The organism is Colwellia sp. BRX8-4 (assembly GCF_014077345.1).
Taxonomy (GTDB): domain Bacteria; phylum Pseudomonadota; class Gammaproteobacteria; order Enterobacterales; family Alteromonadaceae; genus Colwellia_A.
This window is the reverse complement of the sequence record NZ_JACGVS010000005.1, coordinates 40,896-65,297: the sequence shown is the minus strand read 5'-3', so window position 1 is coordinate 65,297 and position 24,402 is coordinate 40,896. Positions and strand designations below refer to the sequence as shown.

The 24,402-nt window shown below is 37.3% G+C and carries 26 protein-coding genes; 10 read left to right on the top strand and 16 right to left on the bottom strand.

The window, feature by feature from the left end:
* Window positions 1-47: 47 nt before the first annotated feature.
* Window positions 48-1,874, bottom strand: a complete 1,827-nt coding sequence (locus H4J56_RS06170; protein WP_182259021.1) for a protein-disulfide reductase DsbD — start codon at window positions 1,872-1,874, stop codon at window positions 48-50.
* 5 nt (window positions 1,875-1,879) lie between these two features.
* Entirely contained in the window at window positions 1,880-2,191 is a 312-nt protein-coding gene (gene cutA, locus H4J56_RS06165; RefSeq protein ID WP_182259020.1) for a divalent-cation tolerance protein CutA, read from the bottom strand.
* Window positions 2,192-2,349: 158 nt separating this feature from the next.
* Between cutA and H4J56_RS06160 the strand changes: the two genes are divergently transcribed.
* The 4 genes from H4J56_RS06160 to H4J56_RS06145 all read left to right on the top strand — a co-directional run bounded on the left by H4J56_RS06160 (window position 2,350) and on the right by H4J56_RS06145 (window position 8,351).
* The gene (locus H4J56_RS06160; RefSeq protein ID WP_182259019.1) at window positions 2,350-2,862 is read left to right on the top strand and encodes an FxsA family protein; all 513 of its coding nucleotides are present in this window, start codon (window positions 2,350-2,352) and stop codon (window positions 2,860-2,862) included.
* Window positions 2,863-2,979: 117 nt separating this feature from the next.
* Window positions 2,980-3,273, top strand: coding sequence for a co-chaperone GroES (locus tag H4J56_RS06155; protein WP_070374905.1), 294 nt, complete (start codon window positions 2,980-2,982; stop codon window positions 3,271-3,273).
* Window positions 3,274-3,393: 120 nt separating this feature from the next.
* Entirely contained in the window at window positions 3,394-5,037 is a 1,644-nt protein-coding gene (gene groL, locus H4J56_RS06150; protein ID WP_070374904.1) for a chaperonin GroEL, read from the top strand.
* A gap of 278 nt (window positions 5,038-5,315) precedes the next feature.
* The gene (locus tag H4J56_RS06145; protein WP_182259018.1) at window positions 5,316-8,351 is read left to right on the top strand and encodes a YncE family protein; all 3,036 of its coding nucleotides are present in this window, start codon (window positions 5,316-5,318) and stop codon (window positions 8,349-8,351) included.
* A 701-nt stretch (window positions 8,352-9,052) separates the two neighbouring features.
* On the opposite strand, the gene H4J56_RS06140 is transcribed toward H4J56_RS06145, so the two are convergent.
* Window positions 9,053-10,123, bottom strand: coding sequence for an OmpA family protein (locus tag H4J56_RS06140; RefSeq protein ID WP_182244176.1), 1,071 nt, complete (start codon window positions 10,121-10,123; stop codon window positions 9,053-9,055).
* A 261-nt stretch (window positions 10,124-10,384) separates the two neighbouring features.
* Between H4J56_RS06140 and H4J56_RS06135 the strand changes: the two genes are divergently transcribed.
* The 4 genes from H4J56_RS06135 to H4J56_RS06120 all read left to right on the top strand — a co-directional run bounded on the left by H4J56_RS06135 (window position 10,385) and on the right by H4J56_RS06120 (window position 12,649).
* Window positions 10,385-10,651 (top strand): hypothetical protein, encoded by a 267-nt coding sequence (locus H4J56_RS06135; RefSeq protein ID WP_070374895.1) that lies wholly within the window; start codon window positions 10,385-10,387, stop codon window positions 10,649-10,651.
* Window positions 10,651-11,475, top strand: coding sequence for a mechanosensitive ion channel family protein (locus H4J56_RS06130; protein WP_182214641.1), 825 nt, complete (start codon window positions 10,651-10,653; stop codon window positions 11,473-11,475). The genes H4J56_RS06135 and H4J56_RS06130 overlap by 1 nt, the downstream gene beginning before the upstream one ends.
* A 19-nt stretch (window positions 11,476-11,494) precedes the next feature.
* Complete coding sequence (sigX, locus tag H4J56_RS06125) at window positions 11,495-12,028, top strand: RNA polymerase sigma factor SigX (RefSeq protein WP_182259017.1); 534 nt, start codon at window positions 11,495-11,497, stop codon at window positions 12,026-12,028.
* A 111-nt stretch (window positions 12,029-12,139) separates the two neighbouring features.
* Window positions 12,140-12,649 carry a DUF3016 domain-containing protein gene (locus H4J56_RS06120; RefSeq protein ID WP_182259016.1) on the top strand — a complete coding sequence of 170 codons (510 nt, stop codon included), beginning with the start codon at window positions 12,140-12,142 and terminating at the stop codon, window positions 12,647-12,649.
* A gap of 90 nt (window positions 12,650-12,739) precedes the next feature.
* On the opposite strand, the gene H4J56_RS06115 is transcribed toward H4J56_RS06120, so the two are convergent.
* Window positions 12,740-13,051, bottom strand: coding sequence for a hypothetical protein (locus tag H4J56_RS06115; RefSeq protein ID WP_070374891.1), 312 nt, complete (start codon window positions 13,049-13,051; stop codon window positions 12,740-12,742).
* Window positions 13,052-13,089: 38 nt separating this feature from the next.
* Window positions 13,090-14,106: an EF-P beta-lysylation protein EpmB gene (epmB, locus tag H4J56_RS06110; protein WP_182259069.1), complete on the bottom strand. Its 1,017-nt coding sequence runs from the start codon at window positions 14,104-14,106 to the stop codon at window positions 13,090-13,092.
* Between the two features lie 56 nt (window positions 14,107-14,162).
* Between epmB and efp the strand changes: the two genes are divergently transcribed.
* Entirely contained in the window at window positions 14,163-14,732 is a 570-nt protein-coding gene (efp, locus tag H4J56_RS06105) for an elongation factor P (RefSeq protein ID WP_070374890.1), read from the top strand.
* Between the two features lie 154 nt (window positions 14,733-14,886).
* Here the strand turns inward: efp and yjgA are convergent, their stop codons facing one another.
* Window positions 14,887-15,411, bottom strand: a complete 525-nt coding sequence (yjgA, locus tag H4J56_RS06100; protein ID WP_182214636.1) for a ribosome biogenesis factor YjgA — start codon at window positions 15,409-15,411, stop codon at window positions 14,887-14,889.
* A 107-nt stretch (window positions 15,412-15,518) separates the two neighbouring features.
* On the opposite strand from yjgA, the gene pmbA reads away from it, so the two are divergent.
* A complete protein-coding gene (pmbA, locus tag H4J56_RS06095) occupies window positions 15,519-16,886 on the top strand; it encodes a metalloprotease PmbA (RefSeq protein WP_404842634.1) in 1,368 nt (455 codons plus the stop codon).
* Window positions 16,887-16,988: 102 nt separating this feature from the next.
* On the opposite strand, the gene mgtE is transcribed toward pmbA, so the two are convergent.
* From mgtE to kdsC, 10 genes are all read right to left on the bottom strand, one after another.
* Entirely contained in the window at window positions 16,989-18,347 is a 1,359-nt protein-coding gene (mgtE, locus tag H4J56_RS06090) for a magnesium transporter (RefSeq protein WP_182214634.1), read from the bottom strand.
* A gap of 119 nt (window positions 18,348-18,466) precedes the next feature.
* The gene (locus tag H4J56_RS06085) at window positions 18,467-18,742 is read right to left on the bottom strand and encodes an HPr family phosphocarrier protein (RefSeq protein ID WP_182214633.1); all 276 of its coding nucleotides are present in this window, start codon (window positions 18,740-18,742) and stop codon (window positions 18,467-18,469) included.
* A gap of 13 nt (window positions 18,743-18,755) precedes the next feature.
* On the bottom strand, window positions 18,756-19,610 hold the full coding sequence (gene rapZ / locus H4J56_RS06080) for an RNase adapter RapZ (protein WP_182176378.1): 855 nt from the start codon (window positions 19,608-19,610) through the stop codon (window positions 18,756-18,758).
* Window positions 19,611-19,641: 31 nt separating this feature from the next.
* Complete coding sequence (gene ptsN / locus H4J56_RS06075) at window positions 19,642-20,097, bottom strand: PTS IIA-like nitrogen regulatory protein PtsN (RefSeq protein WP_182229930.1); 456 nt, start codon at window positions 20,095-20,097, stop codon at window positions 19,642-19,644.
* A 45-nt stretch (window positions 20,098-20,142) separates the two neighbouring features.
* Window positions 20,143-20,430 (bottom strand): ribosome hibernation promoting factor, encoded by a 288-nt coding sequence (hpf, locus tag H4J56_RS06070; RefSeq protein WP_182259015.1) that lies wholly within the window; start codon window positions 20,428-20,430, stop codon window positions 20,143-20,145.
* A gap of 23 nt (window positions 20,431-20,453) precedes the next feature.
* Window positions 20,454-21,962, bottom strand: a complete 1,509-nt coding sequence (locus H4J56_RS06065; protein WP_182221193.1) for an RNA polymerase factor sigma-54 — start codon at window positions 21,960-21,962, stop codon at window positions 20,454-20,456.
* 79 nt (window positions 21,963-22,041) lie between these two features.
* Window positions 22,042-22,773 (bottom strand): LPS export ABC transporter ATP-binding protein, encoded by a 732-nt coding sequence (gene lptB / locus H4J56_RS06060; protein WP_070374882.1) that lies wholly within the window; start codon window positions 22,771-22,773, stop codon window positions 22,042-22,044.
* Entirely contained in the window at window positions 22,770-23,312 is a 543-nt protein-coding gene (lptA, locus tag H4J56_RS06055) for a lipopolysaccharide transport periplasmic protein LptA (RefSeq protein ID WP_070374881.1), read from the bottom strand. Before lptA ends, lptB begins: the two co-directional genes overlap by 4 nt.
* Window positions 23,293-23,859, bottom strand: coding sequence for an LPS export ABC transporter periplasmic protein LptC (lptC, locus tag H4J56_RS06050; protein ID WP_182214628.1), 567 nt, complete (start codon window positions 23,857-23,859; stop codon window positions 23,293-23,295). Before lptC ends, lptA begins: the two co-directional genes overlap by 20 nt.
* Window positions 23,856-24,401 carry a 3-deoxy-manno-octulosonate-8-phosphatase KdsC gene (gene kdsC, locus H4J56_RS06045; protein WP_182229931.1) on the bottom strand — a complete coding sequence of 182 codons (546 nt, stop codon included), beginning with the start codon at window positions 24,399-24,401 and terminating at the stop codon, window positions 23,856-23,858. Before kdsC ends, lptC begins: the two co-directional genes overlap by 4 nt.
* Between the last annotated feature and the right edge of the window lies 1 nt (window position 24,402).

Genomic DNA, 24,402 nt, shown 5'->3' with positions numbered 1-24,402 from the left:
CGCGAGTTCTGCGAGTTAAAGTGTGCTTGTTTGTTAAAGGTTAAAGGTTAAAGGATTTTTTGTAGATGTTCAGTAAATTCTTCTGCGCCCATAAACCCCGTTACGCGCTGCTGAGTTAATTCTTTACCTTGTTGGTCAAAGAAGAGAATACTCGGTAAGCCAAGTACTTGATACTTTTCCGCAAACTCAGCATTGTCAGTCGAATCGAAGTCAGTCATATCAATTTGTAACCATACCGTGTTACTCAGCACTTTTTGTACTTGCGGGGCATTAAAGGTGTATTCTTCAAACTCTTTACAGGCGATACACCAGTCGGCATACAAATCGACCATTACAGTCTTCCCTTGTGCATTCGCATTGTCTACTGCTGCTAACAACTCTGGTAATGTTGCTACTTTAGTAAAGTGTTGTTGTGGAGCTTCTTGATTACTTGTAGCAACATTTTGGCTAGGACTTATCAGTTGAAAAGCTTGGTTGGCGCCAAAAAATATCATTACAAATATCACCACACTTCTAACACCAAACCAAAAGTTATTCTGGGTCTGTTGATTGACGGTATAAAAATAACCTGCGCTTGATAAGACCAATATTGCCCACATGGCTTGTGTTACCACTGAAGGTAAAAACCTTTCCATTAAAAATATCGGAACAGCGAGTAGTAATAAGCCAAATACATTTTTAATTACCGTCATCCATGTACCTGCTTTTGGTAATAATTTACCACCAGAACTACCCAAAACAAGTAATGGCACACCCATACCTAAACTTAATGCGTAGAGCGCTGATGCGCCTAACCAAATATCACCCGATTGTGAAATGTATAGCAGAGCACCTGTTAAAGGAGCGGTAGTACATGGAGACGCCACTAAACCAGAAATAGCACCCATAACAACAACACCGAAGTATGAGCCTCCTTTTTGGCTATTACTGATGTTATTCAATTTATTTTGCCAGCTACTTGGCAAGGCAAGGTTAAAAACTCCAAACATAGAAAGCGCTAAAAAGATGAATAAAACACTTAATACAATTAAAACGGCAGGATGTTGAAACATTGCTTGGAACTGAGCGCCGGCGAGTGCAACAACAATGCCCAGTAAGGTATAAGTTATTGCCATGCCTTGTACATAAGCAAACGATAAACGAAAGGCTTTTGACGTTGATAATTTATCGCCTTGCCCAACGATAATACCGGTCAAAATAGGGTACATAGGAAATACACAAGGCGTAAATGAAAGCAGTAAGCCTCCAACAAAAAAAGCGAGTAGAGTTAGCCAAATATTATCACCTTTGAGCATATCGGCTAATTGATGTTGTTCGCTGGCATTTTCAGCGGCAATAGATGTATTGCCCGTTTCATTATCAGGTGATATCGCCGCCAAAACATTGTTGGTGTTAATGGCTTCTTCATTATTCACTTTTGATAGTGCTACAACTTTACTTTTAGGAGGGTAGCATAAGCCTTTTGCTGCGCACCCTTGATAGCGTATTTTAATGCTGGCATTACTATCAGCGTTAACAAGCTTAATAGTGAAGTTAAGCTGTTCGGTAAATATTTGCTGAACACCAAAAAATTCATCTTCATGGTCTTCACCTTTAGGCAGTTCGACAGGGATTATTTCTGCGTTTTCAACACTGAACTTAAACTGGTGACGATATAAGTAATAGCCCTCAGCTATGGTAAAGGAAACAGATAATTGATCATCCTTCTGGTGAAAATTAAATTCAAAGGCTTCTTCGACACTAAGAAACTCACCATCGTTACTGAATAACGAAGCGGACGAAGTATCAAAAATTGAATCTTGAGCTTGAGCATTGGGTACTTGTAAAAAAATACTGGTTAAAACTAACCAAAAAAGTAAGACAATTTTTTTCATAACAACTATTTTAAAGACTCAGTGATCCAGTTTAAATAACTATCGTCGCCTTGCTGGATGTTCATGGCGATAATTTCAGGGGTATCATAACGATGTAAGCGTTTAATTTCACTAGCTACATCGTTAAATTTATCGGTTTGTGTTTTTATTATTAACTGTATTTCTTCATCACATTCAATATTATCTTGCCAGCGATAAACAGAGATAACGTTAGGAATAATATTGACACAAGCGGCCAGTTTTTCTTGTATTAAGTGCTTTGCAATTAGCTTTGCATTGCTAATATCAGGACAAGTGCACATTATTAATTGAAACATTAACGTATTTTCCTTAACAAAAACTTAAGCTATTTAAATGACAATTAATAGCTTATTACCATATGAACTAGCTTGTATTTACCTGATGCTTGAAAAAGACCTGCACAACCCCATATATGTTTCATCTTATATAAAATTTTTTAATGAAGAGACTTTAAATGTTTCGATTTCTATTTATCCTTTTTATTGTCGTTCCTATTATCGAAATTATGGTACTGATCAATGTTGGTACTTGGCTTGGCGCATGGCCAACAATTGCTATTGTTATTATTACTGCATGGTTGGGTGCCAGAAATGTTAAACAGCAGGGGATTGCGACCTTAAACTCAGTACAAACTAAAATGGCGCAAGGAGAAATGCCTTCAGATGAAATAGTTGCAGGACTACTTTTACTGGTTGCGGGCATACTTTTAGTAACGCCTGGCTTTGTTACTGACATTTTTGGGCTATCTCTCCTGATCCCTAGTGTGAGAAGTCTGTTGATAAAGTCAGTGCAGTCACATTTAGTGATGAATCAAAGTGCGGCTGGTTTTACTTATCAAAGTTCGGTGCATACTCAGCAAGAACAGCCAGTTACGTCTGATCCATTTGAGCAGGGTTTAGGCACTAAGAAGCCGGTTGAACACCACCAAGGTGAAACGCTTGAAGGTGAGTATGAGCGCAAAGAATAAAAAATTTTTTAACGGGGCTTGTGAAGTTTTAAATTAGCCCCATCTTTAATTGCAACAAAGTTTTATAACCTTTTATTTAAATTTATTGAGAGTGAATAAACTCTCAGGAGAAAATTAATGAGCATTCGTCCATTACATGACCGCGTAATAATTAAACGTAAAGAAGTAGAGTCAAAATCAGCTGGTGGTATTGTTTTAACAGGAAGTGCTGCAGAAAAATCAACGCGCGGTGAAGTTATCGCTGTCGGTAACGGTCGCATTTTAGAAAATGGCGAAGTACGTGCTTTAGACGTAAAAGTAGGTGACCAAGTTATTTTTAGTGAAGGCTACGGCGTTAAAACTGAAAAAATTGATGGCGAAGAAGTTTTGATCCTTTCTGAATCAGACATTTTAGCGATTGTTGAGTCATAGTAACGCTACTGACTTTATATAAACTGTAGGAATTCGTTAGGCTAAGCCTCAACTTACAGTGTATTAATTATTGTAGTCGAACGATGTTCGACAAACTAACAAAATATAGGAAGAAACAACATGGCTGCAAAAGACGTATTATTTGGAAATGACGCACGAGCAAAAATGCTACGTGGTGTAAATGTTTTAGCTGACGCGGTAAAAGTAACATTAGGCCCTAAAGGTCGTAATGTTGTATTAGACAAATCTTTTGGTGGTCCAATCATCACTAAAGATGGTGTTACTGTTGCAAAAGAAATTGAATTAGAAGACAAATTTGAAAACATGGGCGCACAGATGGTTAAAGAAGTTGCTTCTAAAGCCAATGATGAAGCTGGTGACGGAACAACTACTGCAACTGTTTTAGCGCAAGCTATTGTAAATGAAGGTTTGAAATCAATTGCTGCCGGCATGAACCCAATGGACTTAAAACGTGGTATCGACCAAGCAGTTATTGCCGCCGTTGAAGCATTAAAAGGTTTGTCACAAGAATGTAGCGATAACAAAGCGATTGAGCAGGTAGGCACTATCTCTGCTAACTCTGACGAAACTGTCGGTAAAATCATCGCAACAGCGATGGAAAAAGTGGGCACTGAAGGCGTAATTACTGTTGAAGAAGGTCAAGCGTTAACTGACGAATTAGACGTTGTTGAAGGTATGCAATTCGACCGTGGCTATTTATCTCCTTACTTTATCAACAACCAAGAAAGTGGCACTGTTGAATTAGAAAGCCCATTCATTCTCTTAGTAGACAAAAAAGTAGGCAGCATTCGCGAATTACTTTCTACTTTAGAGGGTGTTGCAAAATCAGGTAAGCCATTATTAATTATTGCTGAAGATGTTGAAGGTGAAGCTTTAGCAACATTAGTGGTAAACAACATGCGCGGCATCGTTAAAGTTGCAGCGGTTAAAGCACCTGGTTTTGGTGACCGTCGTAAAGCAATGTTACAAGATATCGCGACATTAACGGGTGGTACGGTAATATCTGAAGAAATCGGTATGGAGCTTGAAAAAGCAACATTAGAAGATTTAGGTCAAGCTAAACGTGTTGTTATCACTAAAGACAATACAACGATTATTGATGGTATTGGTAACGAAGCTGATATACAAGGTCGCGTAATGCAAATTCGTGGTCAAATCGAAGACTCATCTTCTGATTACGATAAAGAAAAGTTACAAGAACGTTTAGCTAAATTAGCTGGCGGTGTTGCGGTTATTAAAATTGGCGCAGCAACAGAAATCGAAATGAAAGAGAAAAAAGCCCGTGTTGAAGATGCATTGCATGCAACTCGTGCCGCGGTAGAAGAAGGTGTTGTTGCTGGTGGTGGTGTTGCATTAGTTCGCGCTGCTGACCTTATCAAAGACCTTGAAGGTGCCAACGAAGATCAAACACATGGTATTAACGTTGCAATTCGCGCAATGGAAGCACCTCTACGTCAAATCGTTGCTAACTGTGGTGATGAAGCTTCAGTCGTATTAAACGAAGTGCGTAACGGTAAAGGTAACTTTGGTTACAATGCTGGTAACTCTACTTACGGTGATATGTTAGAAATGGGTATTCTTGACCCAACTAAAGTAACGCGTAGTGCATTACAGTTTGCTGCTTCTGTCGCTGGCTTAATGTTAACAACCGAAGCTATGATCACTGATGCACCGGTAAAAGATGCTGGCGCTGGTGGCATGCCTGATATGGGCGGTATGGGTGGAATGGGCGGCATGATGTAATTTTTATTACATAAAACCCTAGCTCAATAGAAAGCCCGAATAGCAATATTCGGGCTTTTTTCTCTAAAGATAAACTTGTTAGAATTTCTTGAAACTTGTTAAATAGGAAAATATCAGAAGTAGTTTTATTATTATAAGGGATCGGCATTGACTTATGTTTTTTCTAAAAATTTACATTGACTTATTCTATTTTACTAATAGATAATTATTTTACTATTATCTAAAGCCTTTAAATATCTATTTTTTATGGCTCAATACACTTTAAATGGATAGAATAAATGGACTTAAACTTTTTATCGAAAACATCTTTAATTATTTTTTTAGCAACTTTAGTTTTAGGGTGTGGCGGAGGAGGAGATTCAGCTCCAACACTCACTCCAACACTCACTCCACCCCCCACTCCAACACCCACTTATTCACTTAAAATAACTGAAGATAATGCAGGTGTTATTGCATATGGTTCTTTTTACTCAGAAGCTGTTTTACAACTTTCCGACTCGGTTTTGTCTATCTTTCTTGATTATTACGGGAATATATCTTCAGGGGCAAAATGTAAGTTAGAAAACGTAACGAATGAAAGAGGGACTACTGCTGTAAATCATCATGATTCAAACAATGATTTTTTTGTTAATGTTGGTGAACGGGTTACCATTCATTATGATTCATGCTTTGATCACATATTAGATGATGATGTAACAGGTAGCGTAGATCTTGAAATAATTAAATTTCTTATTGATGAAAATAATAGCATCACACTAGAAGCAAATTTGTCAACGCAAAACTTCCAGCTTAACTCTATTGAGGACGGAACATCGGGGGTAGTTTCAGGTGACTTCAAGGTGACTTATAATCTAACTGATGACGAAGTCATAACCGTTGAATCTGATGATGAAGGATTTTTTAAATTAACACAAGAAGGCTTATCTGAATCAGCTGAAAATTTCAAAATATCTAAAATCACCTTTTCTGAGCGAATTTCAGGCAACTATGAAAATAAGATGAGTTTTCGGGGTGATTTTGATAGTTCTAGTATAGGCGGAAATTTTACATGCGAGTCCGACTTTATTTATTTTGCAGGTAATTATCCTACATCTTCAGACGTAAGGTGCTCTGGAGACAACAGCTCGATAAATATCTCTAATGACACTGTAAGTTTAGATGATAACGGTGATAGTTCATATGAAGTTTTAGGTGAAATTATCTGGGGAGAAGTATTCGAAGGGTACATACACTCTGATTCTAATAGAATGGGACGAGTTCAAGAAATAGCATCTGATTTAAAAGTTGGGCGAAAATCATTAAGTACTAGGCAAATTTTTGAAGACAAACTAAATAATAGAATTTTAATTCTCACTACAGAGCTGGATGTAATGTTTCCAAATTCTTTAGTTGCAATAGATATCAATTCTCATGAAATTATAGAATTAATGAGTTTTAATTCCGCTAAAATAAAAAGTATTATTGTCTCATATGACGCTTCTCAATACTGCTCTGTATTGGAAGAAAGTGATGTATTTACTTGTTATAATTTATCTGATAATTCTGAAATATTTAACCTCAATATTGATTATGGATACGAATCTGGAGATCCAAATTTCGACGAAGCAAAAGTATTCATTTGTGATGCAGTAGCTGCTAATCAAACTAATGATTATTATGCTTTGAGACTTGGAAAACAAGGTTACCTGGACTGTACCAATATTGTCTTAGTTCAAAGTGGACAGCAATTGCCTATATCATTCAAAAATGTCCCTAGTAATGATTCTTCAAAAATTGGTGGGCTTCAAGACTCAATAATATTTGCACCTGACGATAAGTCGATATTTTTAGATGGTAAAGGTTATACAGTTATAAATTTGTTTTCAGTACCTATTAATGGAAACGGTTTTGGAGAACTGTTAAACATATCACTTTCATCTGATAGTAGTCATGACCTGTCTATTGTTGACGGCTCATTATTCGATTGGCGTAGCATGTACGACCCCAGTAATTTTACTAAGCTCGGTAAATTCGAAAGAAAAGATAGGTCAGGTTGGAGTAATCATTACTCAGCTAAATTTTTTGAAATTGATGAAAATAAAGCATACTTCTTTGATGAAGATAATAAAATTATTGTTTACTCATATGAACAATTTTTACCTACAGCAGAATTTCCTCTTGAATTACCGAGAGACGACAATGTAACGGAAATGAGTGCTACAGAGTCACACTTATTAATTTTTAGCCATACTGGAATATATGCGATTCCGAAAAAAGAGCTTAATGCACAAGAAAAATATAATAAAGCATGTTCACTGGTTATAGAAAGTGGTAATGAATACTGGGGAAGTATGGATTGTCAGTTTTCAAATGCGATCTATGATTCCGTCAGAAACCGAGTATATGGAGCACTACCTAGCGTATATGGCATAAATGGAAACTCTGTTGTAATTATTGATTTGGAATCTAAAGAAACAATTGATCATGTTTATGTAGGCTCCGAGCCAACCTCTATGAGTCTCTCTGGCAACAAAGAAAAACTATATGTTGGTTTTGATGATTCAGATAAAATTATTGAAATTGATCTGGATACTTTCAAAACTAAAGATACGCTAGTGATAGCTGCTAAAAACGTAACTCCTGATTTTCTTAATGGCGATATTGATCTTGTCGTTGGGCTAATATCTTTTATGGCTTCTTCGCCATTTTCTGATGAAGAATTCATTGTAGGAGTAGATGAAGGTTTTTTGAGTAATGCATCGTACCTTAGTTTTTACCATTCAGATCAAAGTGAAATAACCGAATCATTTTTAGAAGGTACGGGCGCTAGAAAAGTTGCTTTCTTAGAAAAAAATCGATTGATTGGTATAGGTACATATGGCGGTGTAGAGGAGTTTGATATAAGTTGTGGTGCGATAGAAGCATTAGATACGCAATATTATTCGCCGTCAGGTTACGGTTCTCCAATATTTGATGAATTAACAATTTCTAGTGATAAATTACTTTACGATATTTATGGCAATGTATTTGATATGGTAAATGGAGAGTTGACTTCCCCATTTAATCTGGACGGTGGCCAATATAGTTATGGCAGCTTGATTTTGGATGAGGTTGATGAAAACATATACTTTGTAAGCCATGATTTACATGTAGACCATGGTGTATCTATTAGCAAATATTCATTAATCACAGGTGAGTGGCTTGGTGGCCTGAATGAAGATATTAGTAAAAAGTCTCGTAAAAGTGGAGTCAGTTTTATTACAAACAATGGGGACATTGGAGCAACTAATTCTAAAGGGAAGTTGTTCTTAATACCCGGCTCTTCCCTTAAATAGAATGGTAAATGTACTAGAGAAAAATTGTCTTAAGTAGTTTCTCTCGCTTACAGGCTTGATGCCGAAGAAATGGTGTTTTACTTCTAGTTCCCAGCTGTAAGTCACTAGTAATTTTTACTAGGTTCGTTTAAGTAAAACACAATATTTACACCAAATAATATAATTTTAATAAATTACAATAAGTTAATCGAATAATAAGTTCGTGGGGTATAAGGTGGGGTATCAAAATTATTCCAATCTTACTTATTAAGTAAAATTAGTGGTTAATGTATGTATCGGCGGCATGATGTAATTATGCTTGTCTTAACAGTTAACTTCTTCGTTGCGTTATCGTTCGTTTAAGAAACACTAAACGTCACAATAAAGCGCCTTGAAGTAAACCGTTTATCCTGCGCATAAATAGTCAAAACCATTTATAGCTCAAAATTGAAAAGCCTGAATATAAATATTCGGGCTTTATTTGTTTATTAAGGTCTGTAAATTTTACGGCCAATAATGCGAATGCATAATATTGACGAGGTCTTATGTCCTTCAGATAATCACTTTATCTGAGTGATTGTCATTAATTAGCCCAAAGTTGTATAGGCTTTTAATACTGCGCTCTATACACATCGAGTAAATTGATTTATCAAGAGACTTTCATTGAGAGTAATAAAAAAGGGAAGCCCAAATGGCTTCCCTTTTAGTTAGGCAATTTAGCCTTATTTTGTAATCACTTTTTTAACGACAGTTTCTATTTTCGCTACAACTCTGCGGTTTACACTATTGTCTGCAGGCGAAGTTCCTTTAGCAATCAACTGTGTTTCACCAAAGCCTTTTGCAGATAAACGGCTAGCATCGATAGAAAACTTATTAATTAATAAGCCTTTAATGGTATCAGCACGTTTTTGCGAAAGCATTAGGTTATATTCTTCACTACCAGAAGCTGAACTGTGTCCTTCAATAACAACACTTGTGTTTTGGTATTCTTTCATGAAATCAGCTAAACGCTGAACATCATCAACCATTGCTGGCTTAACCAATGAACTGTTATTTTCAAAGATAACATTTAACTTAATTTCGACTGATTTTTCTGAATATAACGTACAGCCTTGAGAATCAACCTTTACATTTGCCGGTGTATTAGCACAACGGTCGTTGTTATCACTAACACCATCGTTGTCAGTATCAACCATCATCACTTTTTTAACGACTGGCGTTGACTTCATCGTTTCCATAACAGGTTTGTTAACAACAGCTTTGTTAACAACAGGTGATTTTTTAACATCGCCAAAAGTATATTTTACACCTAATTTAATACCTTGATCTGTTTGACCGTAATCAAGATCGCGATAAACAGCGGCTTCGCTGTATAGAGAGAAACGATCATTAATTTGAAGGTTATAACCAGCACCTACATTAGCCGCATTATAGCTTCTAACATTATTAAAGCGCTTTACACCAGTGAAAAGGTAAAAGCTGCTATCTTCAACTTTATAAATTGCATCGATACCGGCACGTGTTCCGTAATCTTTATCATTGCCATTTTCAATGTCGTAACGTGTTTTAGCTAATTCTAAACGAATGTCCCAACGCTCATTAATGATTTTTTGTAAATCAATACCAAGGCTTTTGCCCGCTTCAATTTGTTGCCAGTCAATATTGTTTTCTTTGTTTGTATCTGACTTGATGTAGTCGCTAAACACACCAAGCTCCCATGTTTTATCAATAGTTTCTGCAGCTAGTGGAGAGCTTATTAATGCAGCTATCAGAGTCATGTTAAAAGTTTTCATGGATAAATCCTTATTAAGTTTCGGGTAATGTGATGTAATTTCTGGCTCTATAACGGATAAGAAACTCAAAAGTCACAAGTTTTTCTTAATTTTACTAAATTAACGCTAAAACTCAAAATTGTTTAGCGTAGAATGCACCCGATTTAAAAAAGTTAATGTGTATAGATAAAAATAAGAATAAAAAACATACAGATTTAATGTGACTTTTTAACGGCTCAGTCGTTAAAGAATAAAGCGATAAAACTATTGCTCGAGGATGAGATGAAAGACATAGAAAAGAGTTTAGCGAAAGAATTAAGCCGTGATGCAGATGTTGCTTTTAGTACATCAGATGATCAGCTTTTTAAGCGCGCAACCTTAACAGCAAATAATCAGCAAGGTACAAAAGATCTTGTTGCATTAGGCTTAGCTTCACTTTGGGTTGTTTTTATTAGCCTATTTATGAAAGTTTTAAAACCGATATTTAAACAGATGGCACCTTGCCCTAAGATAACAAGCAATAGCATAACTAATAATGAGAATAGATAATGGATACTGAAAACATCACCGACAAAGCTTACTCTGGCTTAATAACTGTTTGGCATAAAGTGGTTACTTTTTTACCTGATTTAATTGTCGCTATTTTATTTCTACTTGTCGGTTGGATTATTTCAACACTCATTAAAAACTTTCTTAATAAATCATTAATTAAAATTGGTTTTGATACGTTTTTAAATAAACTGGGTCTAGATTCACTGCTGAAAAAAATGGATGTTACTTTAACGGGTAGCCAAGTTGTTGCTAGTCTTATTTCGACATTCTTCTTACTTATCTTTTTATTAGCGGCTCTAGATATTTTAGGCTTAACCGTACTTTCCGGCTTAATCGACACTTTGGTGTTGTTTTTACCTAAATTACTTGCTTCACTCGCTGTTTTAATTTGTGGCTTCTTTGTTGCGCAAATTGTTTTTAATGGCGTAAAAATAGCCGCTAAGAATACTGGTGTTGACTATGGCCGTTCCGTTGCCGAAGTATGCCGCGGTATTATTATCGTTATTACTGTTTCTTTATCTATTACGCAATTAGACATAGATGTTTCTCTGCTAAATAACATCATGACAGTACTTATTGGCAGTGTCGGTTTAGCGGCGGCTATTTCTTTAGGTATCGGCACTAAAGCCATGGCCCAAGAAATTGTTGCTGGCGTTTATCTTCGAGAGATGTACCAAATAGGTGACGTTATTGAAGTAACAGACATTAAGGGCACCTTAGCTGTTATTGGCAGTGTTGCGAGTAAAGTGATGGCAGCCGATGAGTCGCTAACGACGATACCGAATACTTTCTTATTAGCTAATAAAGTTATTAAGCAATAGTTGAGGCTTATTTTACGGTTTGACTACGCTTAATGAACGCGAGCTTGTGACCTTAGTGCAAGCAAGCCTACCTTATGATACGCGTCTTTTTCAGCAACTAATTACACCTTATTTACCTGTTTTAAAAGGATACTGTGTAAAGTTACTTAAGCATCAGCCTGATGCCGAAGACGTCGTACAAGAAATAATTATAAAGGTACTCGCCCACTTAAAAAACTTTAAGTGGGCGGTATCTTTTAAAGCATGGCTATTTAAAATTGCCCATAACGAATGTATCAATAAAATAAGAGATCGCCGTTGGGATACTATCGAACACAATGATGAATATCTTGAAAGTATAACCAATGATGACAATAGCCATGAAGATTTTGGGACAGCACTTTCATTATCAATGGTTAACCTGTCCTTTGCTGATCGTAATATTATGCTACTACGTTACCGCACAGGTTTGGAATTTCAAGAAATAGCCGATATTTGTCACCTCAATATTTCAGCGGTAAAAATGCGTCATAAAAGGGTTGTAGATTTTTTACAACAGCGATTAAAGCAGTAAAGTTTGGTAACCTGTGTAACTATGGATAAGATAATTTTAGGGCCGTTTTTATTCAGGGTAAATATAAAAATATCACTCGGCATTAATAAACTTTATGGTTAAGGATATATGATGATTAAACCACTATTCACTTTGTTGACTGCTTTAATACTAGGCAGTCTGATCTTAACGATTTCTACAGCACAAGCTGCTGAGGTGAACATCACTTGGACGGAGCCTGATAAATACCGAGATATTGATTCAGGAACCGAAGGTCGAAAACGCTTTCGAGAAAATATGTTTAACGAATTTGAAAAACATTTATCCAAACTTGCCAAAGCATTACCTGCATCTCAAATACTTAATATAGACGTAACAGACATTGATTTAGCCGGTGATGTTCTCGCCAGTGGCCTACATCAAATCAGAGTGATTAAAGACCTTTATTTTCCAAGAATAAAACTATCATTTACATTAATAAATGCTGAGAAAGTCATAATACTTAGCGACAATGTTAATTTAAAAGATATGAGTTTTATGATGGGTGGACGCTTAAAATATAGAAATAATGCGTTAGGCTATGAAAAAAAATTGCTTGATGATTGGTTTAAAGATGCTTTCGCAGACTATGTTGATAAATAAGCGTCACATTTTTAACGTTATATAAAGCAAAAGGCCATCTTTATAGTGCAATAAAGATGGCCTTTTTATTTTTACTTTTAAACGGTACCGTTAATGAGTAACCGTTGCACTGTTTTCAAAGTTCGCTAAAACGGTAAAAAGCTTTTCTATTTTCTTTACCGTATCTATTAGCGTTTGTTGATCTGATGTTTTTTGCCAAAAAATTAAATCGTTCGCGACTTCTTCAACATAAGGCTGAAAAGTATTTGCCGAACATTTGAAACCAGCGTCTGCTTTAAATATTGCCTCAAAGCTTGCTTGCTTGTTTTTTCTTAAATCAGCTAAAGTCGCATCAGCGGCTAGCGATTTTTTTAAAATAATTGAAATATTATCAACGAGTTGCTTACTAACAGTTGCGCTCATAGTGTCTCTATATTGACGATTGTTTTGATATATCGCTATTATGCCAAATTGATGGGCGTTTTGTTAGCTTCTCCCGCAATTTCTCGTACTAATTTTGGCATTAAAAAGCCAGGTAATATCGCCATCATTTTTTGGACGATTATTTTTGCCTCTTCTTCACAAATATCAAAGTGAGCAACCCCTTGTACGGGATCAAACATATGTAAGTAATAAGGTTGAATACCACTATCAAATAAAGTTTCGCTGAGTTGACATAAGAGTTTGGCGTCATCGTTCACTCCTTTTAATAATACGCTTTGATTGAACAAAGGAATTCTTGCCACACGAAGTTTTTCGAGTGCTTGCTTTACTTCATCATCGATTTCATTAGGGTGATTAATATGTAAAACCATGGTTGCCTTTAATCGAGTTTCAGACAAAATGTTCACTAATGATGTTGTTATGCGCTGCGGGATAACAATGGGTAAACGCGTATGAATACGCAAGCGTGTCAAATGCTTAATTGGCTCAAGTTGTTCAATAAGCCACTGTAGGTGATCATCACTTGCCATTAAAGGATCGCCACCACTGAAAATCACTTCATTAATTTCAGGATGATCGGCAATATATTTTAGCGCCGGCTGCCAGCGAACTTTATTGGGACTGTTTTCATCATAAGGAAAGTGGCGACGAAAACAATAACGGCAATTAACTGCACAACCTGACTTTATAATCATCAAGACTCTGTGCTTATATTTATGCAATAAGCCTTCGGCAACAGTGTCGTGCTCTTCTAGTGGATCCATTGAATAGCCATCAGAGACAACAAACTCATCAGAGAGTGGCATAACCTGTTTAAGCAGCGGATCGTTAAAGTCGCCTTTTTTCATTCTTGTAATAAAAGGTCGGGGTACACGGACCGGAAATAACTTACGTGCTGAAAAGTGTTGCAGATAATCTTGGCTGTCAATTTCTAGCATATCTAAAAGCTTTTTCGGATCTGTAACGACATTACTTAACTCTTTTTGCCAAGAAATGTGCAATTGTTCGCTTATTTGGGGTATTATCTGCGGCATTTGTAATTTCAATTTAAATCTCTGCGTTATTTGTTTGAGTATAAGAGAACATTCATATGGCTAATTTTAGTACAAACCAATTTAAGGCTGGCCTTAAATTAATGATTGACGGCGAACCATGTAACATTTTAGAAAACGAATTAGTAAAACCAGGTAAAGGCCAAGCCTTTAGCCGCGTAAAAATTCGTAAACTTATTTCTAATAAAGTCTTAGAAAAAACCTTTAAATCAGGCGAGTCTTGCGAAGGCGCTGATGTAATGGAAACCGAGCTAGCGTACTTGTATGCTGACGGTGAATTCTGGCATTTTATGAATAATGATACCTTTGAGCAAATTGCCGCTGATGAAAAAGCAGTTGTAGATTGTATTAAATGGTTAAAAGAAGGCGATCTTTGTACCATTACTTTATGGAATGGTTCACCTATCACAGTAACAACCCCTAATTTTGTTGATCTAGATGTTACAGAAACAGATCCAGGATTAAAAGGTGATACTGCCGGTACGGGTGGAAAACCAGCAACTTTACATACCGGTGCGGTTATTCGTGTACCGCTATTTATTCAAATTGGTGAGACAGTTAAAGTGGATACGCGTACGGGTGAATACGTATCGCGTGCAAGTAAATAAGCACTTTTAACGATTATCTACTGTGCTATTTTCAATAAGCGTCTTAATAAGTAGCCAGGGCATTTGGGCTACTTAGCTTTATTGTCACTTAGCAATGAATAAAATTTAGTATTAAAAAAACCTGCTGATGCAGGTTTTTTTTATAGATAAATGACTAGTTTATCTGTCTAGTATGAAGTTTTAGATAATCAAATAGCTCTTTGTAATACTTGCCAAGCTTTTCTGATTTTTTCTCTTTTGCCGCTTGTCGTACTAATTGACGTAGCTTTTGTCTTTCCATCGACTCATGCTCGTTCAGTAAAGCTTCAACAAAGTCATTACCCTCATCAATAGCGTCATCACGCATCTTTTCAAGCTTAACAAACTTAGCTGTTTCTTGTTGATGCTTATTTGCCATAACATCAAGAGCATGTTTAATTGGCTCTAAATCAGATTCTGATAATATTCTTGCCAAGTGGCGAACATGGCGACGTAATGCTTCATGTTTGTTTTTAATTTTATCAGCTAAAATTAAGGCGTCCTTAATCTCCTCAGTAAAAGGAATTTTACTGCGCTGATGCTTAGATAAATCAATAAGCGACTGTCCAAAGATTTGTAACTGGATCATTTCACGCTTTACTTCTGATTTACTTTTTAATTCTTCATCTAATTCATCGATATCGTTAGCAGAGTCGGGCATAATATTCGTTATTAAAGTGATAATTATCGCTATTATACTCGTAAGTGCTTATGGTATACAGCGCATATTCTCCAATTTCCTGCATTTATAGAAGAAAACAATAAATTATGACTGAAACGATGAACGCTAAACAATCGATGAACGAACAATTAAGAGACGTTGAGCAACGTGTAGCACAAGTACTCGACTTAGCAAAATCGCTAGGAGCAGATGCAGCTGAAGCTTCTATAAGCCGCCAACAAGGGTTAAGTGTTGGTACGCGGTTTGGTGAAGTTGAAACGGTTGAGTTTACTAATGACGGTGCATTGGGTATTACTGTTTACCAGCAAGGTCGTAAAGGGAGTGCTTCAACCGCAGATTTATCAGAAGCGGCGTTAAAACAAACAGTACAAGCGGCGGTTAATATTGCAAAGTATACCTCTGTTGACGACTGTTCAGGATTAGCAGACAAGGACATGCTTGAAATGTCGCCTGCTGATTTAGACTTATATCACCCAAAAGTTTTAACAACAGACCAAGCTATTCAACTCGCCAAAGAATGTGAAGATAGTGCGCTAGCGTATGATCCTCGTATTACTAACTCAGATGGTGCCTCACTTGATAGCTTTGAAGGCTATAAAGTGTATGGTAATACCAATGGGCAAATTGTTGGCTATCCAAGCTCTCGACATAGTTTAAGCTGTGTAATGATTGCCTCTGAAGGTGATGATATGCAAAGAGATTATGCTTACACCGTTAATCGTGATTTTGATTTAATGGATAATGGCATCGCTATTGGTCTGCAAGCATCAAAAGAAGCGCTATCGAGATTAAATGCTCAAAAATTACCGACAGGAAAAGTGCCGGTGATGTTTCGTGCCGACATTGCTAATTCCATTTTTGGACATTTTATAGCGGCGATCAGCGGTGGTAATTTATACCGTAAATCATCTTTTTTAATGGACGCTATTGGCAAACAAGTTTTTCCTGAATTTTTAAATATCAGTGAACGCCCTCATATTTTAAAAGGGTTAGCGAGTAGTGCTTTCGACAGTGAAGGCATAAAAACGGTTGACCGTGAAATTATTGTCGATGGTTGTTTAGAGACCTATCTATTAACCAGTTATTCAGCACGTAAGTTAGGACTTAAATCTACTGGCCATGCCGGTGGTATTCATAATTGGCAAATTAATGCCAAAGGTTCTGCCAATGGCGGTGACTTTAATGCCATGTTGAAAAAACTCGGTACTGGCTTTCTTGTCACTGAATTAATGGGACAAGGCGTTAATGTAGTCAATGGTGATTATTCACGTGGCGCTGCCGGTTTCTGGGTTGAAAACGGCGAAATTGCTTACCCGGTATCAGAAGTTACCATTGCGGGTAATTTATCTGATATCTTTAAAGGCTTAGTTGCTGTCGGTAGTGATGTTGACTTACGAGGCAGTATTTTAACGGGTTCATTGTTAATTGAAGAGATGCAGGTTGGCGGCAATTAATCAAATCGTGTTATTTTAACAAGATACATTTGATTATTAAAACCAACAGACCAATATTGAGATCTTGAAAAGCTATCAAGATCTCAATAAGCCCATATCAGTTTAGGTTAGGAATAAAGTTGCAGTCCCTAAGAAAGCGAATATTCCAACCACATCGGTAATCGTTGTTAATATCACACTACCAGCGAGAGCAGGGTCAATATTCATCCGTTTCAAAAACAGCGGGATAGCGACACCAGCGATACCAGCAGCGGTTAAATTCATTAACATTGCAAAGGCTATTACGCCACCAAGCATTAAATTTTGTTGCCAAATAGCCACAACACCGGCAATTAATACCGCCCAGATAACGCCATTAAGAAAACCAACAGCAAGTTCTTTCTGAATGAGTATTCTCGCATTTGAGTCGCCAACATGGCCTAGTGCAATGGCACGAACAACCAGTGTTAAGGTTTGGTTACCGGCAACACCCCCCATACTAGGCACTAAAGAATTTAAAATAGCTAAAATAGCCAGTTGGCTTAAAACACCTTCGAACATACTCGATACAGCAACAGCCAGTAGTGCGGTAATGAGATTAACGCCAAGCCAAATAGAGCGTTGTTGCGTGCTTTTTAAAACCGGAGCAAAGGTATCTGCCTCTCCATCTAAGCCCGCCATACTCATCATTGAATGTTCGGCATCCTCACGAATAATATCAATAACATCGTCTATCGTGATACGACCAAGCAAACGGCCTTCATCATCAATAACTGGTGCAGAGAACCAATCAAATTTTTCAAAGAGTTGCGCTACGTCACTATCAGACAAATGCACTTGAATTGCTTCAATATCTTTATCAATGAGTGTTGAGACGATAATTTCAGGTTTAGCGGTAATGATCGCCGCTAGAGAAACGGCGCCAATAAAGTGATTTTTACCATCGACCACATAAAAAGAATCGGTCGCTTCAGGTAAATCACCCCGTAAGCGCAAATAGCGCAATACCACATCAACCGTTACATCGGGACGAATTGTTATGGTATCGGTATTCATGATACCGCCAGCGGTATCTTCTTCAAATGATAACGCGGCTTCGACTCGACCTCGGTCTTGCGAGTCCATAGCACTTAATACTTCTTGATAAACACTATCGGGTAGAGTACGTAAAACTTCAGCTAAATCATCAACATCCATGCCTTCAGCAACGGCGGCTAATTTTTCAGGGCGGATAGTTTTTAAAATACCTTTTCGAACTTCCTCATTGAGTTCTTCAAGTACTTCACCGTGATTATCTGCGTCGATAAGTTGCCATAAAACGGCACGACTTTTCGGGTGAGATGACTCTAATATTAAAGCAATATCATAAGCTGGCATGTTCTGTAGTAATTTTCGAACGTGCACAAACATTCCGCTACCAAGTGCTTTATTGACTTGTTGCAGGCGTTGATGATTTTGTTGTTGCTCTGATATTTCCGGCATAAAGTTTTCCTGTGCCGCAGTAATACGAAAATTATATTGTTTATATCTTAGTCAAGATGCGCTGGCTAAGGTGTTGTAATGAATGATAACGTAACTTTATTTTTTATTCAGTCTTTTTATCATTCGTCTTCATCAAATTTATCAGAAAATAACTGGCATACATCGTCAAGTGCTTGTTGAGCATCTTCTCCTTGGGTAATAACCTCTACGGTTTTTCCAAAGCCACCGGCCAGTAACATTAACCCCATAATACTACTGGCATCAGCTTCTTTGCCCTCTAAGCAAATAGTAACGTTAGCATTAAGCTTTTGGCTTAACTGGGCAAGTTTAGTTGCAGCACGTGCATGTAATCCCAGTTTATTGCTAATGGTTAATGATTTATTATATTTTGGCATACAGTGACCGTTATTAAGTGCTTTGTATTTTAATATCGCGATGATGAGACTGAACATCTTCGCGTTCTTTTCTAAGATTGTTTGCTAATATTTCTGCAATATAAACCGATCGGTGTTTTCCACCCGTACAACCAATGGCGATAGTAATATAGCTGCGATTGTTTCTTTCTAAGTGGGGTAACCACGTCATCATAAAACTGTTAATTTGCCAGATAAATTTAGTGACAATCGGTTGGCTAGCAAGAAAGTCTCGCACGGGTTGATCTAAACCGGTAAAACCTTTTAAGTCTGTTTCCCAAAAAGGGTTAGGCAGAAAACGTGCATCAAAAACATAATCTGCGTCTTGTGGTACACCGTGTTTAAAGCCAAAAGATTCAAACACCACCACCATAGATGCCGAGGTTTTGCCTAAAATTCGCTCACGCACTAAATCAGATAATTGATGAGGTGATAACTGACTGGTATTAATATACAAACCCGCACGCGTGGAAATAGGTTCAAGCAGCTTTTTCTCTAAAGAGATGGCTTGGTCAAGTGGGATATTTTGTTTAATCAAAGGATGTAAACGACGCGTTTCACTAAAACGTCGAATAAGATCAGAGTCATCAGCATCTAAATACAGAATATCGAGTTTTACCGTTTTTGGTAGATAATCTAATATTTCTGAAACGTCATTAGGGTCATTGGGTAAGTTACGTACATCTAAACTAACCGCTACTTTGTCGTAATCATTAATAACGGTATGTGCTAATGCAGGCAATAAATTCACCGGAATATTATCGACACAGTAGTAGCCTAAATCTTCGAGTACACGTAAGGCGACACTTTTACCTGACCCTGAGCGACCACTGACTATCAAGAGTTTCATTTGAGTTTTCCTGGATTATTATTAGATTTTATTAACGTTTAGCATGCTTTATTAAAGTAAAAAGCTCTTGCGAATTTTGGCATTTTCTTACTTGCTTTGCGAATTGTTTAGTACTAAATATTTGCGCGATACTTTGTAAGGTATCTAAATGTTGTTGGCAGTTTTCTTCGGGGACAAATAACGCAATAATAATATCGACAGCACGGTTGTCTATCGCATCAAATTCAACGGCTTGTTCACTGGTCAGCAATACAGCAATAACTTGTGACGTATTAGTTAATCGACCATGAGGAATCGCAATGCCATTCCCTATGCCGGTAGAGCCAACTTTTTCACGCGCCATTAAGCTTTCGAATAATTGATGAGTATCAATATTATCGAATTTTTTTGCCGCAGTTTCGCTAATTATTTCAAGGAGTTTTTTTTTGCTTGTACCCTTAATCGCACACAGGGTGCAATCAAGGGTAAGGATATCTTGCAACTTCATTATACTACTTAGATTCTTTGGTGAGTGAACAGGCGATAAACAGCATTAATGCTGATTCGTTTTACCTTTGTACTTCAATATTTGCCGGTCAAGCTTAACAACAAGACTATCAATAGAGGCATACATGTCAGCATTTTCAGCTTTTGCATGTAAATCAGAGCCACTAACGTGAACAGTCGCTTCAGCAATTTGATTTGATTTTTCAACGGTGAGAACAACATGAACATTATTGATATGATCAAAATGTCGGTTTAATTTTGCCATCTTAGTCGTGACGTTTTCTCGTAAAGCTTCGGTAATGTCAACATGGTGGCCAGAAAGATTAATTTGCATAAGCTTAATTCCTCATCTTTTCGTTAAAGTAAACTTTTTCGTTGGTTAGAAGGTGGAATAGAAAGTGACTCTCGATATTTTGCTATGGTACGTCGAGCTACATTTATCCCTTGATCGGCTAATAAATCAGCCATTTTACTATCACTAAGTGGTTTTGCTGGGATTTCGGCAGCAACAAATTTTTTGATTAATGCACGAATAGCTGTTGATGAACATTCGCCACCGCTTTCGGTGCCAACATGGCTTGAGAAGAAAAACTTCAGTTCGAAAATTCCACGTGGCGTATGCATATACTTTTGTGTCGTCACTCGTGAAATGGTTGATTCATGCATATCGACAGCTTCGGCAATATCATTTAAAACCATTGGACGCATGGCTTCATTACCATGTTCAAAAAAGCCAATTTGACGTTGTACAATACAGTTTGACACTTTTAATAAGGTATCATTACGGCTTTCTAAGCTTTTAATAAACCATTTAGCTTCTTGTAAATTTGAGCGAATAAATTGTGTGTCCGCTGTCGACTTCATCGAACGTGACATCGAAGCATATTGCTGATTCACCGAAAGTTTTGGCGCAGTATCAGGGTTTAATTCGACCACCCAACGGCCATTTTTCTTTTCAACAGACACATCAGGAATAACATACTGATCGTCACTCTTCATCACACTATCGCCGGGTCTAGGATCAAGTGATTGAATAAGACGCACCACTTCGCGCAGTTGCTCTTCTTTCAGTCGAGTTTTACGCATTAATGTACGATAGTCTCGGCTACCCAGCAGATTAATATGGTCACGCAAAACTAACTTACTTTCTGCTAACCAAGGTGTAGCGGGGTCAAATTGATTAAGTTGAATGATTAAACATTCTGAAATAGAACGAGCAGCGACACCGACAGGATCAAAGAGGTTAATACGTTTTAGTACCACCTCAATTTCATCAAGCTCTACTCCTTCAATGGCAACACTTTCTAAAATGTCTTCACTAGATACCGTTAAGTAACCGGCGTCATCAACAGCATCAATAATTGCTGTCGCTATAGCGCGGTCTGTTTCGGTAAAAGGGCTTAATTCCATTTGCCAGCGCAAATGATCTTGAATGGAGTCTTGAGTCTCGCCTTGGTAAGTATAATCTTCTGAAGCTGGGCCTGAGCTTGAACTTGCTGCACCGGCCGTGTAGTTATCATCCCAAGTGGTATCCATGTTTAATTCTTCAGGGATATCGTTCTTGTCCATGGCTTCAGTGGTGGTGATTTCATCAATGGTAGGCGTAGCGTCTTCGCTACCATCAGAAGCAGGGGCTTCTTTAACATCACCAGTACCGGCAGTGTGAGCTTCTTCAAGGTTGTCAGTACTTTTATCTTCGGGATTATTTGAAGACTCATCCATTTCTAATAATGGATTACTTTCTAAGGCTTCCTGAATTTCTTGTTGAAGCTCTAACGTAGACAGTTGCAGCAATTTGATTGCTTGCTGCAATTGTGGCGTCATGGTTAATTGTTGTCCTATGCGGAGTTGTAGAGTAGGGCGCATTTAGGTCATTAACTTCCTATTATTTTTAATGGGATATTTTCGTTTTTTTCATACGAAGATACTATTCATTTACTGACTACTATAGCGTGAATTGTTCACCAAGGTATACATCTCTTACGTGTTGATTTGCAAGAATTTGATCTGCAGTACCTTCTGCAATAAGTTCACCATGACTAACAATATACGCATGTTCACATACATCGAGAGTTTCACGTACATTGTGATCAGTGATCAACACACCAATGCCACGTTCTTTTAAGTGTAGAATAATTTTTTTAATATCACCTACTGAAATTGGGTCAACACCAGCAAAAGGTTCATCTAATAAAATAAATTTTGGTTCAGCAGCTAATGCGCGAGCAATTTCTACTCGGCGGCGTTCACCACCAGATAAGCTCATGCCTAAATTATCTTTGATATGACCTATGTTGAATTCTTCAACAAGATGTTCTAATTTCTCTTCACGTTCAGCATCTGATAATTCTTTTCGTGTTTGTAAAATAGCCATAATATTGTCGTAAACACTGAGTTTTCGAAAAATAGAGGCTTCTTGTGGTAAATATCCGATGCCTTTTCTCGCACGCTCATGCATAGGCGCTAACGTCAGGTTTTCGTCATTTAAGATAATATCGCCACTATCACTTTCAACTAAACCCACAATCATATAAAAAGAAGTTGTTTTTCCGGCACCATTTGGGCCTAGTAAACCGACTATTTGTCCTGCTGAAACTTGCATACTGACATTTTTAACCACTTTTCTGCCTTTATAGGCTTTGGCAAGGCCTTTTGCCATTAGGGTGCTAGTGCTCATAAATTAATTTTTTCCTGAGTTTTCGCGTCTGTGGTTGTCGCTTTAATTTTTTCTTTCGGCTGAAAAATCGTTTTAGTGCGTTCGTTAGATTTACTTTCAGCATTAACATACTGAGTGGCAATATTGTAAGTAATTCTACTGCCACTAACCTCACTACCTTCTTGCTGTAATAACGCATTTCCTGAAATTATCACTAAATTATTTGCGGGCTCATATCTTATTTCGTCTGCTTGTAAGCTAAGAGGAGTACCATCGGCTAAGGTTTGTTTAAAGGTTGCTGGCTTCCCTTTAGCGATATAGGTTTTTTCTTCACTGCCAGATTGAGTCAGCACTTGTACTAAATCAGCACGTATAACTAATGAACCTTGAGTGATCACCACGTTATCAATATAGCTGAATATTTTATTTTTAAGATCAACGGCTTGTCTTGAAGCGTTAATTTCAATCTTTTGTTTTATATCAAATTTTTCAGCGAAAGCTGACGAAAATAGCGGAGTTGATAACAATAAGCACAGTAGGCTATTTTTTAACAATTTCATAAATTGATTTCACATGTTTAGTTAGTGTCATTTGGTTGGTGTTTAAGTCGACAATTAAACCTTTACCATCGATGGTAAATCCTTTACCGATAATTTTAATTTCTTGTTCTGAACTTATGATGTTAGTTTTTAGATCAAGTTCAAAGTATTTTCCTTGAACTTCTTGTAATAAGCTATCGGGATCTGTTGCTAACAGGCGGACATGCTTTGCTAATTTTACCCGGTTGTTATTGTATAATATGCCTTCATTGGCAGATATTTTCCATGCGGGCGCATCATTTTTTGGATGAAGTGTGTATTGAGGAAACTCAAAGTTGGTAATACTTAACTCAGGGTAATGTTCCATACGATGGGCATCAACAACATAAGCTAAACTTCCTTGATGTTTATAAACATTACTGTGTAAATTTTCGGCAATAAAATCAGGGGTCAGCGTCTTATCAATCGCTTGTAATTGTGGTGCTGAGGAATTTCTCCATTCAATTATACCGTAAACGCCTCCCGCAATTAGAAAAAACAACAAGGTTAAACTATAAAGTCGATTCATATACTCGCACCCGAAGCATTTGCTAAGGTGTTTTGGCTAAGCATGATTAAATCGCATATTTCTCGAACAGCACCAAAACCGCCATGGTTAAAAGTGGTGTAATTTGCGATAGATAAAATACTTGGGTGGGCATCTTGAACAGCAATACCCAAGCCTACAGCGTTGATACACTCATAATCAGGCATGTCATCACCAATATAAGCAATTTCCTCGAGGGATAGCTTTAATTGCTTAGCCATCGTTTTCAAGGCGGGTAATTTATTTTCTTCACCTTGCACTATATATTTAACATTTAAGGCTGACATACGTGTTGCGACAATATTTGATGTTCTCCCGGTGATCACCGCTACATCGACACCGCTGGCGCCTAATGCTTTTATGCCGTAGCCATCTTTAGTGTGAAAAGCTTTTAATTCTTCACCATCGTTACCCAAATAAATACGGCCATCAGAAAAAACGCCATCAATATCACATATCAGCAGCTTTATTGTTTTCATGGTATTGAATGCTGTGTCAGTAATTTCGCCATAGAGTGTTTGCATA